The organism is Cellvibrio sp. ATLC23 (assembly GCF_057196725.1).
The window spans coordinates 492,589-508,567 of record NZ_JBXUOS010000001.1 but is presented as its reverse complement, the minus strand read 5'-3'; the positions used below and the strand labels follow the sequence as shown (position 1 = coordinate 508,567).

Annotated in this window: 11 protein-coding genes; 6 read left to right on the top strand and 5 right to left on the bottom strand. The window is 48.0% G+C overall.

Annotated features, from left to right (window positions below; genetic code table 11):
- Positions 1 to 24: 24 nt before the first annotated feature.
- From moaB to AC2CG4_RS01995, 4 genes are read left to right on the top strand one after another with little or no spacing between them, the layout of a single operon-like run.
- On the top strand, positions 25 to 570 hold the full coding sequence (gene moaB / locus AC2CG4_RS02010; protein ID WP_484484659.1) for a molybdenum cofactor biosynthesis protein B: 546 nt from the start codon (positions 25 to 27) through the stop codon (positions 568 to 570).
- Between the two features lie 14 nt (positions 571 to 584).
- A complete protein-coding gene (moaC, locus tag AC2CG4_RS02005; RefSeq protein ID WP_484484658.1) occupies positions 585 to 1,100 on the top strand; it encodes a cyclic pyranopterin monophosphate synthase MoaC in 516 nt (171 codons plus the stop codon).
- Positions 1,093 to 1,341 (top strand): MoaD/ThiS family protein, encoded by a 249-nt coding sequence (locus AC2CG4_RS02000; RefSeq protein WP_484484657.1) that lies wholly within the window; start codon positions 1,093 to 1,095, stop codon positions 1,339 to 1,341. The genes moaC and AC2CG4_RS02000 overlap by 8 nt, the downstream gene beginning before the upstream one ends.
- 10 nt (positions 1,342 to 1,351) lie before the next feature.
- Entirely contained in the window at positions 1,352 to 1,822 is a 471-nt protein-coding gene (locus AC2CG4_RS01995) for a molybdenum cofactor biosynthesis protein MoaE (RefSeq protein ID WP_484484656.1), read from the top strand.
- A 12-nt stretch (positions 1,823 to 1,834) separates the two neighbouring features.
- Here AC2CG4_RS01995 and AC2CG4_RS01990 read toward each other — a convergent pair whose 3' ends face one another.
- From AC2CG4_RS01990 to narL, 3 genes are read right to left on the bottom strand one after another with little or no spacing between them, the layout of a single operon-like run.
- The gene (locus AC2CG4_RS01990) at positions 1,835 to 2,572 is read right to left on the bottom strand and encodes a sulfite exporter TauE/SafE family protein (protein WP_484484655.1); all 738 of its coding nucleotides are present in this window, start codon (positions 2,570 to 2,572) and stop codon (positions 1,835 to 1,837) included.
- Positions 2,573 to 2,590: 18 nt separating this feature from the next.
- Entirely contained in the window at positions 2,591 to 3,847 is a 1,257-nt protein-coding gene (gene moeA / locus AC2CG4_RS01985; protein ID WP_484484654.1) for a molybdopterin molybdotransferase MoeA, read from the bottom strand.
- Between the two features lie 20 nt (positions 3,848 to 3,867).
- Positions 3,868 to 4,512 carry a two-component system response regulator NarL gene (narL, locus tag AC2CG4_RS01980; protein WP_484484653.1) on the bottom strand — a complete coding sequence of 215 codons (645 nt, stop codon included), beginning with the start codon at positions 4,510 to 4,512 and terminating at the stop codon, positions 3,868 to 3,870.
- A gap of 233 nt (positions 4,513 to 4,745) precedes the next feature.
- Here narL and AC2CG4_RS01975 point away from each other — a divergent pair, with 233 nt between their 5' ends.
- Entirely contained in the window at positions 4,746 to 6,362 is a 1,617-nt protein-coding gene (locus AC2CG4_RS01975) for an MFS transporter (RefSeq protein WP_484484652.1), read from the top strand.
- Between the two features lie 146 nt (positions 6,363 to 6,508).
- Here the strand turns inward: AC2CG4_RS01975 and hemN are convergent, their stop codons facing one another.
- Entirely contained in the window at positions 6,509 to 7,900 is a 1,392-nt protein-coding gene (gene hemN, locus AC2CG4_RS01970; protein ID WP_484484651.1) for an oxygen-independent coproporphyrinogen III oxidase, read from the bottom strand.
- Positions 7,901 to 8,137: 237 nt separating this feature from the next.
- Complete coding sequence (locus AC2CG4_RS01965; protein ID WP_484484650.1) at positions 8,138 to 12,652, bottom strand: Ig-like domain-containing protein; 4,515 nt, start codon at positions 12,650 to 12,652, stop codon at positions 8,138 to 8,140.
- Between the two features lie 507 nt (positions 12,653 to 13,159).
- On the opposite strand from AC2CG4_RS01965, the gene AC2CG4_RS01960 reads away from it, so the two are divergent.
- On the top strand, positions 13,160 to 15,907 hold the full coding sequence (locus tag AC2CG4_RS01960; protein WP_484484649.1) for a TonB-dependent receptor: 2,748 nt from the start codon (positions 13,160 to 13,162) through the stop codon (positions 15,905 to 15,907).
- Positions 15,908 to 15,979: the final 72 nt, after the last annotated feature.

Below are 15,979 nucleotides of genomic sequence, written 5' to 3'. Positions count from 1 at the left end.
CTGTTAACAACAAGCGAGCTATTTATGGGACACCACACCACTGACACTACACTGCCGCTGGCAATTGCAGTTCTAACCGTATCAGACACCCGCACCATGGCCACTGACACTTCCGGTGCCGCATTAATTGAGCGGCTGCAAGAAGCGCAGCACCAATTGGCTGCGCGCGCATTGGTTATTGATGATATTTATCAAATCCGCGCTCAGTGTTCGCAGTGGATTGCCGATCAAACCATTCAGGTTATTTTAATTACCGGCGGCACCGGTTTTACCGGACGCGATTCAACACCCGAGGCGATGACACCGCTGTTTGATAAAACAGTGGAAGGTTTTGGTGAATTATTTCGCCAGATTTCTTATCGCCACATAGGCACGTCAACTATTCAATCGCGCGCGGTTGCAGGGCTTGCAAACAACACTCTCATTTTCTGCTTGCCTGGCTCTACCAATGCCTGCAGAACTGCCTGGGATGAAATTATTAAATACCAACTGGATTCAACCCAGGGGCCTTGCAACTTTGTGCCACATTTAAAAAAGACCGAGCGCTCACCCTGCGGCACACGCGGCTAATCAGGCACCCACCAATGAACCAACAATACCTAACACAAAACCCATCAGGCCTGACGCATCTGGATCAAACCGGTGCTGCCTGCATGGTGGATGTCAGCGATAAAGCGGTCACCAAACGCATTGCCGTTGCCAGTGCGATGCTGATCACCCGTCCCGATGTGATTGAACTCATCAACAGTGCCAGCTTGAAAAAAGGCGATGTATTAGCCACCGCGCGTATTGCCGGCATTATGGCAGCGAAAAAAACGGCCGATTTAATTCCACTCTGCCACCCTTTGGCGCTCGCCAAAGTCAGTATCGACTTTGATTGCAATCTCGCTCTGGGCTCTATCGCTATTCGCGCGCGCTGTATCACCAATGGTCAAACCGGCGTGGAAATGGAAGCGCTGACCGCAGCCAGTGTTGCCGCGCTAACTATTTACGATATGTGCAAAGCGGTAGATAAACACATGGAAATAAACTCTATTTATGTAGAACAAAAATCCGGTGGCAAAACAGGGGATTGGCAAAAGGAGAGCGAGCATGATTAAAGTATGTTTTTTTGCCGACTTGCGCGAGCGCCTCGGCTGCGCGGACATGTTGGTCGAGCATTTTTCAGGTGAAAGCATCGCCCAACTGAAAGATTTTATCGTTAAACAACATCCGCAGTGGGAGAAAATATTTTTAGAAAAAAAATTGTTGGTCGCCGTCAATCACGCCATGGCCAACAATAACTCTGCGATTGTAGCAGGTGATGAGGTCGCTTTTTTTCCGCCAGTGACAGGTGGCTAAGTAGGTATATATGAGCACTTCAGTGCGTGTACAAACAGAGGATTTCGATTTAAATAAAGAATACAACCATTTAAGAGCGGCGCATTACCCCTGTGGTGCGGTGGTACTCTTTAGCGGACTGGTGCGCGATTTCTTGCCGCCACAGCAGCTAATTAGCCTTGAGCTGGAACACTATCCCGGTATGACCGAGGCGATGCTTCATCAACTTAGCACAGCGGCAACCGCACGCTGGAAATTACTCGGCACAACAATTATTCATCGCACTGGAAAGCTGTTGCCGGGCGACCAGATTGTATTGGTGGGTGTATCCAGCGCACACCGCACCGATGCTTTTGAAGCCGCTCTATTTATTATGGATACATTAAAAACCAGCGCGCCGTTTTGGAAAAAAGAAACGCTTAAACAATACCCTGGCAGCGCTCCAGAATCTTACTGGGTTGCCGCCAAAGACAGCGACGAACAACTCGCACAACGCTGGTAAACACTGCTGCACTCACCCCAAAAACATTTTTCCACCCGCAATTAGCAGCACTACTGCCATTACTTGCCGAATCACAGTGCCGCTAAAATGCTTGCTGCCAAACTCGGCGCCCAGCCAGCCGCCCATAATCGCGGCAATTGCCCAGTAGCTAATGCCCTCGGGCAAAACCGGATGTTTGGCAATTAGCCCCAGCAAGCCAGCGATAGAATTCACCAAAATAAATACCGCTGCTACACCGGAAATAATGCGCGCTTCACCCCAGCGGAGAAATAACAAAATGGGGCTAAGAAAAATGCCACCACCCACACCAATTAGGCCAGACAAAAAACCAATAATCGCACCCGTGCCAACTAGCCACAGTTTTTGTGGTGTTTTGGATTCTTGTAAAACAGCGGCTTTAGCAGTGAAAAATGAATGGAACGCAGCATAAATTAAGACTGCGCCAAGAATGGGTTTGTAGTAATGACCCGGTAGCGTTAAGCCACCGCCGATAAAAGCGCAGGGAATTGAAGTGATAATTAATGGCCACAGCAGCGGCCAGGAAAATGCTTCGGCCCGAATGTATTTAGTGCTGGCAATGCTCGCCACCAAAATATTTAACACCAGCGCGGCGGGTTTTAAACTTTCTGGAGCCAAGCCCGCAAGCGCCATAATGGCAATATAACCAGAAGCCCCTGCATGCCCCACCGAAGAATAAAGAACTGCGGCAATAAAAATCCCACACGCGATCAAAATAAAAACCAAGTCCAAGAAAAAACCTCTTTGTCATTAGCGAATAAATTTATCAAACGGGATAACAGTAACGGTTTCACCAGGTTGCACTGTGCCCCGCTCCGCTTCCAAGCGAATATAACAATTGGCTTTTGCCATGCTGCTTAACACACCGGAACTTTGTGAACCGGCACTGACAACGCGATTAACACCTTGGTCATTAATTAAAATTCCGCGCTGAAAATCCATTCGCCCCGGCTGTTTTTTTAATCGCTGCTCGGCGATGGCACTCAACTGCATAAGCTCAAGCGTTTTTTCACCGGCCAAATATCGAACCGCAGGCACCACGAGCTGATGATAAGTCACCGCTGTTGACACAGGGTTGCCCGGCAAACCAAAAAACCAACCTGCACCCAAGCGACCGAAAGCAAATGGCTTGCCCGGTTTCATGGCGATTTTCCAAAAATCGATTTCACCTAATTCTGTTAACACGGCTTTGGTGTAGTCCGCATCCCCCACCGATACACCGCCGCTAGAAATAACCAGATCAGCCCATTGCATGGCTTGGGTAAATGCCGTCCGCAATGCGGGCAGATCATCGGCAACTATGCCAAGGTCTTTAACTTCCACCGCTAAACGCTGCAAGAGTGCACAGAGTAACGGGCGATTGCTGTCATAAATTTTGTCGGCATTGTGCGGCGCGCCCGGTGGCAATAATTCATCGCCGGTAGACAACACCGCAATGCGCAATTTCCGCCAGACTTTTACTCGCGCAATACCCAGCGATGCCAGCAGACCTATATCCAGCGCACTAATACGATGGCCTTGGCTTAGAATTTCACTGCCGCTTTTTATATCTTCACCCGCGCGGCGAATATTATCTCCGGCCACAACCGCTGTATTTAACTGCAGAGTTTCGCCGGTGCGCGTAACATTTTCTTGCATCACTACTGTATCGGCACCGGCAGGAATCATCGCACCCGTCATAATGCGAACTGCCTGCATCTTACCGAGCGCAGACTCTGTACCCTGTTGCACTGCAAAACAAAATGGGTGCCCGGCCAGCGACTGCCCAATCACCTCAAACAGCGCGCCTTCAATTTGAGCATCGGCACTGCGCAGTGCGTAACCATCCATCGCCGAATTATCGCTGGCAGGAACATTAATGCTGGCCAGTACCGCTTCAGCGAGCACACGATCCAACGCAAACGCTACATCAACCCATTCCGTTTCTTGCACTGGAATTAATTGTTGCTGCATACGCAACAGCGCATCTTCTACCGGTAATAAACCAGGTTGTGCACAACAGTCCATTAATAAGCCTCTACTGAATATTAGTTTTGCTGATTAATCATCCACACTGCGGCTTCCACCCGTGAACGCAAATGCAACTTTTTTAACAAATGTTTAACGTGTACTTTGACGGTGCCGTCGGAGATATCCAATTCGCGAGCAATCACTTTATTGCTCATGCCCTTGGCAATTAATTTTAGAATTTCCAATTCGCGCTGGGTGAGGCTGTCGCTCCCCTCGGCGGCTTTAGTGGTGGGGTTGCGAATAGCAGTAGCCAACACTTGTGTAACCGCTTCACTCAATACCATTTTGCCCGACAAGGCGCGTTCGATTTGCACCAGCATATCTTCCGGCTCCATGTCTTTCAGTAAATAGCCATCGGCTCCTGCTGAAATTGCACTGAGCACATCTTCATCGGCATCGGAAACGGTCAGCATCACAATGCGTGACGTGACACCCTCATCGCGCAAATGGCGCAGAGTTTCCAACCCATCCATGCCCTGCATATTCAAATCCAACAGAATCAAATCCGGGTCGAGCTCACTCGCCAATTTAATTGCATCTTTGCCATTACTCGCTTCGGCTACCACTTCCATGTCGCCCGATAGGGTTAACAGTTGACGCAAGCCTTTGCGCAATAACGGATGATCGTCCACCAACATGATGCTCGCGGCTGTCTCTGTCACAAGATTCTCCTCTTCTTATAAATTGCTCAATAACGGCAGTTTAACTGCTTGTAGTACTCAATTGCAGCTCCTGCCCATTTGTAGGTAGGCATAGTGCGCACAACTACCCCAACTGGGTAGGCCAGCTAACACCTCTAATACGGCAACTTAACACTGAGGTTGAATAGTTTACCTAGCGGCGCAGCGCCATAGTGATCTTTGCGCGACAACAACTTTTTGACCGAGGATTTCACATGTCTGATCTAAAACAATGGGAACCGGAACAGCAAGCCTTTTGGGATTCAAGCGGGCGAACAATTGCAAATCGCAATCTGTGGATCTCGATTCCAAGTTTATTGTGTGGTTTTGCCGTGTGGATGCAGTGGAGCATTATCACGGTACAAATGCTAAACCTTGGTTTTCCTTATCAGGCAGGTGATTTATTTAGCCTTGCCGCAATTGCTGGTTTAACCGGGGCAACACTCCGTATTCCAGCAAGTTTTTTTATTCGCCTGTGCGGCGGGCGCTACACCATTTTTTTAACAACCAGTTTGTTGATGGTACCGGCAGTGGGCACCGGCCTCGCATTGCAGGATCAAAACACACCCTTTTGGGTATTCCAATTAATGGCGTTGCTGTCGGGTATTGGCGGCGGAAATTTTGCTGCGTCTATGTCTAACATCAGTTTTTTTTACCCGCGCAAACAACAGGGATTAGCACTCGGCCTAAATGCCGGGCTGGGCAATTTTGGAGTAACCAGTATGCAAATTCTGGTACCGCTATTTATGACCTTTGGCGCTTTTGGTGCATTGGGCGGCGACCCGATGATTTTGAAATCTGCAAGTGGCACACTCATAGGTTCAATTCCAGCCGGTACTGAAACCTGGATTCAAAATGCCGGTTTTGTATGGTTGCTCCTGCTGATTCCGCTGGCCTTTGCGATTTGGTTTGGCATGAACAATATCAACACCGCCGACGTTACCCCCAACCTGGCTGGTGGGGCCCCGCGCTCTTTTGCCATTATCATTGCCATGATGTTAATTGGTTTTGCCACTTCGGTATTTGGGCTGTGGTTAATTATGCCTGCCAGTGTAAACGGTTCCGGTTTTGGTATTCCTAAAGAGCTGGCACTTGTGCTGGTATTGTTTGCCACCGTGATGTTACTGAAAGCACTGCCGGGTACAATTCGCACCAGCCTGGATCGGCAATACAAAATTTTTAACAACAAACACACTTGGGTTATGAGTGTGTTGTATGTGATGACGTTTGGCTCCTTTATTGGATTTTCAGCGGCCTTTCCTCTGTCGATTCAAGTGATATTTGGTTTTAGTCATGTCGCGATTGATGGGGTAATGACTCACAACACGGTGAACCCAAATGCGCCGAGTGCCTTGACCTACGCCTGGATTGCTCCCTTTATTGGTGCGCTAATTCGCCCTGTAGGTGGCTGGGTATCAGACAAATTTGGCGGAGCACTGGTCACCCAAGTGTGTGCGATCAGCATGGTAATTTTGTCGGTGGCGGCAGCTTATTACATGCGCATGGCCTATCAATCCGCTCACCCTGAGCATTATTTTGTCCCTTTCTTTTTGGTCTTTTTGGGTTTGTTTGCCGCAAGCGGCATGGGCAATGGTTCAACCTTTTGCTCTATCGCCAATATTTTTCCAAAAGAACAAGCCGGGCCAGCATTGGGTTGGACCTCTGCGGTTGCGGGTTACGGCGCGTTTTATATTCCGCAGGTTTTTGGCGAGCAAATAAAAGCGGCTACACCTGAATATGCAATGATAGGTTTTGCCGTATTTTATTTGGTTTGTGTGTTATTGAACTGGGGATTCTATTTACGCAAACAGGGTGAATTTTATAACCCCTAATTCTGGCTGCTTCTTTTCATATCACTAACACAACAGCACCAACATCACACGGCCAATTTCGCCAAGTGAAGTTAGGTGCTGTTTTAACTCTAGCGCTTGACACTAGCGAAAGAAACAATAATCAATAACGACGCAGGGATCTTGAATTAAATTACTTTGGAGTAACGAATCGCGGATGAGTTGTTGAGGTAGGCATCAAACACCATGCAAACTCTGCGAATTAATAAGCGCCCAGCATTTAGCACTTTTATTCCTGCATCATTAATTGTTAACAGGTTATCGTCAACCATGGGTTTTAATTGCGATAACTCCGCAGCAAAATGACGTTGCACATCAATATCAAATGCCTTGCCGATAGCGGCAAAATTTAACTCAAAGTGACAAATTAATTGATTGATAACACTCTGGCGCAACAGGTCTTCTGTGCTGAGTACCACACCTTTAATAAAAGGAATAGCGCCTTCATCAATAGCTTGTTGGTAGGGTTCAACGCGTTTTGCGTTTTGTATATAAGTATTTCCAAAGGCGCTAATTGCAGAGGCGCCAAAAGACAGCAAATCGCAATCGCCATGCGTAGAATAGCCCTGAAAATTACGCTGCAATTTTCCAGCTCTTTGCGCCTGTACCAAACTATCTTCCGGTTTGGCAAAATGATCCATCCCGATATAAATATACCCAGCGTTTTGCAAACGCTCTATCGCCATATACAAAAGTTCGAGTTTTTGTTCGGCAGATGGAAGATCCTGTTGATTAATTAATTCCTGACTCTTAAACAGATGCGGCATGTGTGCATAATTAAATAATGACAAACGATCAGGAGACAACTCAATTGCTCGATCCAATGTTTCGCCAACACTACTCAATGTTTGCATGGGCAATCCATAGATTAAATCCATACTGATTGAATGATATTCCTGCTGCCTTAGCGCTTTTACCAGCGCACTGACTTCTTCAACACTGTTGTGACGATTAACTGCTTTTTGCACCTGGGCATTAAAATCCTGCACGCCCATACTGACACGATTAAAGCCAAGCTGGCGCAGGTGCGCCATAGTGTTAGCCGATACGCGCCCCGGATGAATTTCTACGGAGTACTCGCCTGCGTCATCATCCAGCAAGGTAAAGTGCTTACGTGTTGCATTCATCAGCCAAGTCATTTCTTCATCGCTAATAAATGTGGGCGTACCGCCACCCCAATGCAATTGAGTGACAGGCCGCGCGGTATCAAATAGCGCCACCTGTAGCGCCATCTCCTGCCCCATACGCTCCAAATAAGGTTGCGCACGGCCTTTATTGTTAGTCACCACCTTGTTGCATCCGCAATAAAAACAAAGCGTATCGCAAAAGGGAATATGAAAATAAAGCGACAGCGGCCTACCGCTTGCATTGCTACGCGCAACCGCCGCGTTAAAATCAGCCGCCGAAAAGTCTTCATGGAATTGTGGTGCTGTGGGGTAAGAGGTATAACGCGGGCCGGTTAAATCGTACTGACGAATTAGATTGGAATCCCATTTAAGCGGAGCTTGAAAGTGTGCCATAGCTAACCTTGTGTTATTGGGTCAGAGTTATTTGTGCGCAATAGTCTTTCAGCATACCGGCTTCATTTTGAATGCCGTTGACTTACGTCAAGTCGCCATTTATTACCAAACACTTAACCGCATAAGCACCGCAACAAGGCAAAGACATCCCAATTGTTCAAGAACGTTTTTAGCCCCATAAAAAAGGCCCACACTAATTACAGCGTGAGCCAAACGAGCAAGGGGATTTTTAAACGATTAATTTACTGGGATAAACTCAATGCGATCTGCATTCCACTCCCAGGTTGAACTGGTAGAACCGGCAGAAATGATGCGCACTGTGTGAGTTCCCTGAGTAAGCCGAACACTGCTACTTACCTCCAACAAGGCAAAGACATCCCAATTGTTATTGTTGGGCACGGTCTTTTTCGCCACTGGCACACCATCTACCAACACCTCAATAGCGCCGCCAGTCTGGGTGGTGCCGAGATAAGCATTGATACGATAGTTAGCAGTTGCAGCCACATTGATGCTGTAGTCCGCCCAGTCTCCAGTTTGGTTGTAGTTAATAGCACCTACTCCCGCCGCAGTGGTGTACTTTTGGAAGCCCTGATAGGTTCCGCCAGTTGCGATGTACGACTCAGCCTGCATTACTACCGGTACTGCCGCTGGCGCCGAACTTGAAGCGCGCGATGAAGAGGAAGGAGTAGCGACTGTCACTTGAGTGAACTCAATGCGATCTGCATTCCACTCCCAGGTCGACGCTGTAGTACCGGCCGAAATAATGCGCACGCTGTGTGTACCCGCACTTAATTGCACACTAGTCGCTACTGCCAACTTGGTAAACACATCCCAGTTGTTGTTATTGGCAACGGTCTTTTTCGCGACTGACACACCGTCAATCAACACCTCTATAGCACCACCGTCTTGTGTGGTACCCAGGAAGGCGTCAATGCTATAGGTGCCCGCACTAGTGACATTCAGGGTGTAATCGGCCCAATCGCCACGTTGGTTGTAGTTGATAGCCCCTACTCCAGCTGCCGTTGTGTATTTTTGGAAGCCTTGATAGGTGCCACCCGTCGCAGTATATGCCTCAGCTTGCAACACCAACTTCGAACCACCTGCTGCCACACTGGATGCAACCGACGAGCTTGACGATACAGATGTGGATGAGCGCGATGATGAACTCAATGGAGCCGAAGACGGCAATGACGATGACAGTGGTGTAGATGAACGCGATGAAGATGACAGCGGCGTTGATGAACGTGAAGAAGATGCCGGTGTCGATGCGGCGATTGACGATGCCCCACCAGTCGTCGTTTTCAAAATACGATAACCAATCTTGTCCAAATTCCACTGATAAGCACCGCCAGCACCCACACTGAGCAAGCGCAGCGTATGGGTACCTGCAGAGTTAATCTGCAGACCATTGGTTACTACCGTTGTCACGTGCTGATCCCAATTGCCATTGTTGGGCAAGGAGGAGCGGCCATTGGAGACGCCATTCACTAGGAATTCCACACCCGCGCCATCTAAAGGTGTACCGGTTGCCAACACCAACTGGTAAATACCCGCCTGCGCAAAGTTAATATCGAACTCCACCCAGTCACCGGTTTGGTTGTCATTGATATTGCCGGCACCAGTGATGCTTTTCACAAAACCGCCATAGGCTCCGCCGGTGCGATTAAAAGCTTCAGCTTCGATATAGGTCAGTGTGGTATTGGAGGCAACAACTTCCACTTGGGTTTTACCGCTAAAGCCACCGTCGTTACTGCGCCCGGTAATCTCGGCCACACCCAACCCAACACCTTTCACCAATCCGGTACTGCTCACGGTCGCGACTGCGGTATTACTGGAGGTCCAAGTGACCGACTTATCACTGGCGTCTGCCGGAGTGAAACTGGTTTGGATTTGCAGGCTGTCATTTTGTGGGATCAAGGTGCTCGCGGGCGATATGGCCATCCCGGTCAACAACTTGGCTTTCACCTGAATGTTTGCCGTGCCCACTATGTTGTTCGCGACCGTTTTTGCGGTAATGGTGACATTACCTGCCTTAAGGCCAGTGACTACCCCTTGGGCATCCACAGTTGCAATGGTCGGATTAGAGCTGCTCCAGGTCACTCTACGGTTAGGGGCATGAATTGGCGTAACTGCCGCACTCAGCTGTTTGCTCGCACCTATGTAGAGAGGGTTGGGTAAACCAACCACAGAAACAGCAGCAGGCACCAACTGGCTGACAGATACCGAAGCCGTAGCAGTTAACGCACCGTCCACCGTTTTAGCGGTGATAGTGGCAGAACCTGGCTTGTTACCGGTCACCAAACCATTTTGATCAACACTGGCCACACTGGGGTTAGATGAAACCCAGGTGACGTTTTGGTTGGAGGCATTGGCTGGGCTAACACTTGGTTGAAGCGCTACCGATTGAGTCACCAACAGATTGCTGATGCTGGTTTGGCTCAGGCTCAAGCCAGTAACGGCCGTGCATGGGCTGCAAGCAGCAGGAATGCTACGGGTAACTTGAGTATCCATATCCCACACTTGCAGGCTCACCGCCGCAACTTCACCCTGGGCAATCGTCGTTAACTGAATGTTGTTATTGCCGGTTGCACTTAAATAACTCACATCAAACGGAATCTCCAAAGTTGCCATGGAGCGCCCGTTTCTTCTCGACTCATCGCCGCGCCAATCGGTTTTCACCGGTACTGTATTGCCGTTAATTTTGAGCGATACGCGGCTGTCGGACGAGCCAGTCGCTATGCCGGTATTCATAAAGAAGGCGCCGGTCACACGCAGTTGCGCTTCACCTTTAGCCGGTTTGGGCACACCGTTCACCTGCGCACTCACATTTGCGGCTGCAACGCGATACGGGGCATTGGCGGTCAGTGGTTCAGCCGGGTATTTCTGCTCTTTGCTGTTGAGTGTGGGGTTTGGGTTATTGGTGTACTCAATATCCAAAATCACCGTTGCATCTGCGCCAATTGTGATGTTTTTAGGCAGGCTGGTCAGAGTGGCATCGGCCAGAATTGGCTTACCCACACCGTTGGCTGGATTGTTATCATCATCAATGGCCTCGTCTAAATATAAGTGGCGCATTTTGATGCTCTTGATCGCATTGCCGCTGATGCCCGCAAAGTTCATGTCTACGGTGGTCGGCTTTGCTTCCAAACTGTTTAAAATGACATACATGTGTTTGCCCTTAACATAGGCATCCACTTGAATATCGCGGTCACTGGCATAGGTATCTACACGGGTGCCATCAACGTCACGCCACAATTCATACCATTTAATGGAAGGGTTAAAGTTCCAGGTACAGTTGGTATAAGCCGTAGGTGTTTCGGTACAAGTTGAGTAGTCACGATCCAACAGACTTTGGCCGTAAGGATGGGTTTTGTCCTCATCGCCCCACTCACCCTTAACCACGATGAACGGCATAGACAAGGTGACGTAATCAGGGCGCTCCATAAATTGCATCATCATTTGCGAGAAGGGCTTTAATACTTCCCAGCGCATGCGCTGACGATCCAATTTAGTAATGTCGGTGCCGGTAATATTGCCGTATTCCGACATCACCACTTCTTTGCGTTGACCGAGCATTTTCATGTCGTACCATTCGAGCAAATCCAAAACCCCTTCAGATTGGAAACCCGTACGCAAAGCGCCGGTGCGAGTAGATGCTCCGTCCCAAGAAGCCCAGTCATACAAATGGACTGAATAGAAATCCATATTTTTACCGGCGGCATCCATAAAGCCTTTCCAGATTACATCCCATTGATACCAATCCGAACTTGGGCTTGGGCCATTGAGCGACATCGTGGGCGATTTATTAAAGCTGTTTACACGGATAGCATTTTTGATCGCCTCACTACCCGCATCCGAGCCATAAAACATATTCAATAATGCATCGCCACGATTGCGCGGCGAACCTGTTGCAGTTGCATCGCCTTTTTCCAAATCGTGCAGACCCCAGGTCATACCGCCGATTTTGGGCGCCTTATTGCCCAGCTTGGCGCGTACGGTATCGGCAACCACATTGTGAAATTCAAACAGTTCTTCCCAGGTAGATACATGCCCTTCATGACTGGGAACGTTCATCAACATATCGGGTTCGTTGACTACCTCCCAATATTTGGGCATAGGAATAGCCGTAGGATCATTCTCGTATTGCACAAAAAATTTATTTAAAAATTCCGCATACCATTCTGCAGCATCTTGTGCGGTGCGTGGGCGCCACGGAGTTTCACTGGTCAAGCCACCACCAAACCAGGAATACGAACTCCAGTTAGGGTAAGCGGGTCTGGGTTGTGACCCCATAATCAATGAAGAAGTGCGCCCAAAATATTCCTGCGCATCGGCGTATTTGGTATCCAAATTTTCTTTGTATTGCGCCGAGAGAGCACTCAACTGTGCCAGATTAGGCTTGTTGGCATAACCAAAAGGAAATGGGCCGGGGGTATCGGTAGAGCGCGCCTTATCACCACCGGTTTGGCTGAAATAGTACATCGACAAACCATTATCGCGACCAAAGGTCACACCTAAATCCATCAGGTAATCGAGCTTTTCTTTTTCACCCAAGAAATCATTTTCCATTGGGCTGGCATGAATGGTAATGCGCCGCTCGCGTCCAAAATCAGAAACGCCATTGACCGAGTGTTTGATATTCGCGTTGATATCGACCTTAACGTTTTGCGCCAATGCTAAAGACGCCATGCTACTTAAAACCCCAGTAGTAATAGCGGCAACAGCAAGGCGAAGTTTATGTTGTTTAAACATAATTGCCTCTTTGATGAAATGATAATTATCGTTATTGGAAAAACACTAACAGCTGAAGAACATATTATTGTTATTAATGATTGGCCAAGACGATTCTGATGTACGCGAATCCCAAGCCCCTGCTGGTGAAACTGTGCCAGTAGCAGAAATAGAATCTTACACCGATATTTTTTGCATTAACACAACATTGTTAACATTTCACAGTTAATCTTTAACTTTTTTTACACTGCCACCTCCCCCCATGTGCAGCTGATACCCATTCTCCTCACTGTCATAGCCCGTGCCCCATCACTTCGACCAACAACCACACCTTTTGTTAACAATTAATGTTTGACATTAAAAAGAAGTGGGCAGATGATACTTGCGCAAGGCAAGGCGCGGAAACCACGCGTTTCAATCTTTAGCAAACCGCCCTTACTTTCGAATCAACCATAAGGCCTGTTTTGATTCGAACAAAGGCAAAACAAGCCAATAAAGAAAAATGAAAGACCATTAGGAGAGTGTTGTATGGCGATGATTATTCAAGACCGCTTCAAACTAAAAGTACTTTCAGCAGCAGTGATTGCTGCATCCAGCATCAATATTTATGCGCAAGATTCCGGCGCTGTCGAAGAAGTTGTAGTGACCGGGATTAGAAGCTCACTCACCGGCGCAATGGAAACCAAGCGCCAAGCAAGCGGCGTTGTAGATGCCATCAGTGCCGAAGACATAGGTAAATTTCCCGACACCAACCTCGCTGAATCTTTACAACGGATTACCGGTGTATCCATCGACCGGAGCAACAATGAGGGTAACCAAGTGACCGTTCGGGGCTTCGGCCCCAGTTTTAATCTGGTGACTTTAAATGGCCGTCAAATGCCCAACTCATCCGCGTTGGATGGCACACCCATTTCTCGCAGCTTTAATTTCCGTGAAATAGCCGCAGAAAGTGTTTCCGGCGTAGAGGTTTATAAAACCGGCAAAGCAAACGTGGCCTCAGGCGGATTGGGCGCAACCATTAACTTGAAAACCGCCAAGCCGTTTGATTTTAATGAATTGGTTGCTCACGCGAGCGTGAAAGGTGTAATCGAGCCCACTGTTGAAACAGGCGATGAAGTAACACCGGAAATTTCCGGCATGATTAGCAACACTTTTGCCGATGGAAAATTTGGCGTACTCGCATCTTATTCCTACGCCGAACGCAACTTCCATGTCGATCGTATCGGCACACAAAATGGTTGGAGCCGCGGCTATCCCGGCCAACAAAATCCTGACACCAGCGCTATTGATACTGATCGCAATCCCACTAAAGCGACTTGGCGCATCCCCACTGTCGATTTGGAAAATGCCAACTACGAGCGCACCCGCCAAAACGGTCAATTGGTATTGCAATTTGCCCCAACCGACAACCTGACCGCGACTGTTGATTACACCATGTCACGCCTTGAAGAAGACGGCGCGATGAATCGCATGAGCTTTTGGTTTGATGATGTACAAACCGGTAAAGCCGATGCCAATGGCACCATCATTAACCCGGCGCGCAGCAACGATGAGTTGAACTTTTGGGCGTGGGAATACGGTTTTAATACTGAAAATGATTCATTCGGTGTAAATGTAGAGTGGGACGTTAATGATCAATTGTCTTTCACTCTAGATGCACATGACTCAACCTCTCATGCGAACCCAGGTGCACAACCTGCCGAGCGCATTGCCAATACCAAAAACCCGTTTGGTGCAGTGGATATCGCAGCGGATTTCTCTGGCAAATTGCCCAGCGTTTCCTATGACGATTCAGACTTACCCGGCGGCGCCTACAACAAAGCCAATATTGTCGGCGACCTGTATCAAGAGCGCGGTCATGAACTGGAAAATAATATTCAACAAGTTCAATTGCACGGCGTTTGGCAAAATGCCGATGCAGGTGCACTTACGGCGATTAATTTTGGTGTAGCACAAACCAAAAACACCGTAGATGTAAAAGATATTTACAGCGCGAACTTTGCATTAAGCGGCATGGATCTGAGCAATCTGAATCTCAGTTTTGATAAAGGCGACATCGGCTTTGAATATGTACCTGTATTTAGTGCCAATGAGTTTATTGATTTGGTGTATGCACAAAATCTGAATAACCCAATGAACTACGGCACTAACGGCATAGAGGAAGATACCAGCGCACTTTATCTATCATTTGATTTTGATGCGGAATTTAACCAAATGCCGGTTAAAGCCAATGTTGGCCTGCGCTACGAAGAAACCGATGTTAGCTCCTACACCATCACTAAACCAGTGATAGGTTTTAACTGGGTATCGCCACTGGAGATGTCGAAGATATACGCTGATACCGAACAGTCGGACACACTCAAAGGAAATTACGATAATTTTTTACCTAACTTCGATTTAAGTTTAAATTTAACCGATGACCTGGTAACGCGTTTCTCGTACAGCAAAACCATTGCGCGCAGCAATATTGATGCAATGTATCCCGGCACAGATTTAGTCACGCACTTATCAACCGGCCCATTCAAAGCAAATCAAGGCAACCCGGGTTTATTACCGTTCGAATCCGAAAACCTCGACCTGTCACTTGAGTGGTACTACGGCGAAGGCAGTTATGTATCCGGTGGTTACTTCCGCAAGAAAGTGGATAACTTTATTGCTGTAGGCCAAGAAGACCGCATCATCAACAGCCCCAATGGCCCACTGACTAACCCCAGCGCCAATCCGCGCCCTGGTTGCCCAGGTGGCTCAGTAGCTAACCCAACATCAGCCTGTACTTCACAACCTGGTGATCAAGCTATTGTCTGGGAAGTTTCCACACCACAAAACCTGAACGACTCTTTGGTTGATGGTTGGGAGTTTAATGTACAGCACATGTTCGGCGACTCAGGCTTCGGCACCATTGTTAACTACACCATGGTAGATAGCGATGACAGTTACGACGTCTACAGTTTGGACAATGATTTGGCGCTACAAGGCTTGAGCGATTCAGCCAACTTTGTCGGCTTCTACGAAAATAATGGTTTCCAAATTCGTATTGCCTATAACTGGCGCGACAAGTTCCTCCTGTCATCCGGCAATGAACCCGTCTTTACTGCGGCCTATGATCAAATTGATATCAACGCAAGTTATGAAATCAATGAGAATCTATCCGTATTTATCGAAGGCTTGAACGTAACCGATGAAGCAACCCATCGTTACGGCCGTTGGACTAATCAAATTAAAGATTACGAGCAATACGGTTCTCGTTACAACGTAGGTGTACGTGCGAAATTCTAATTGTCAGTGTTTAACACCCAATTATGATTGAGTACAAAAAAGGTCGCCTACTATTGGCGACCTTTTTTTTAA

Coding starts and splice junctions, on each gene's coding strand:
- moaB (WP_484484659.1), top strand. CDS start 25: ATGGGACACCACACCACTGACACTACACTGCCGCTGGCAATTGCAGTT.
- moaC (WP_484484658.1), top strand. CDS start 585: ATGAACCAACAATACCTAACACAAAACCCATCAGGCCTGACGCATCTG.
- AC2CG4_RS02000 (WP_484484657.1), top strand. CDS start 1,093: ATGATTAAAGTATGTTTTTTTGCCGACTTGCGCGAGCGCCTCGGCTGC.
- AC2CG4_RS01995 (WP_484484656.1), top strand. CDS start 1,352: ATGAGCACTTCAGTGCGTGTACAAACAGAGGATTTCGATTTAAATAAA.
- moeA (WP_484484654.1), bottom strand. CDS start 3,847: ATGGACTGTTGTGCACAACCTGGTTTATTACCGGTAGAAGATGCGCTG.
- AC2CG4_RS01975 (WP_484484652.1), top strand. CDS start 4,746: ATGTCTGATCTAAAACAATGGGAACCGGAACAGCAAGCCTTTTGGGAT.
- hemN (WP_484484651.1), bottom strand. CDS start 7,900: ATGGCACACTTTCAAGCTCCGCTTAAATGGGATTCCAATCTAATTCGT.
- AC2CG4_RS01965 (WP_484484650.1), bottom strand. CDS start 12,652: ATGTTTAAACAACATAAACTTCGCCTTGCTGTTGCCGCTATTACTACT.
- AC2CG4_RS01960 (WP_484484649.1), top strand. CDS start 13,160: ATGGCGATGATTATTCAAGACCGCTTCAAACTAAAAGTACTTTCAGCA.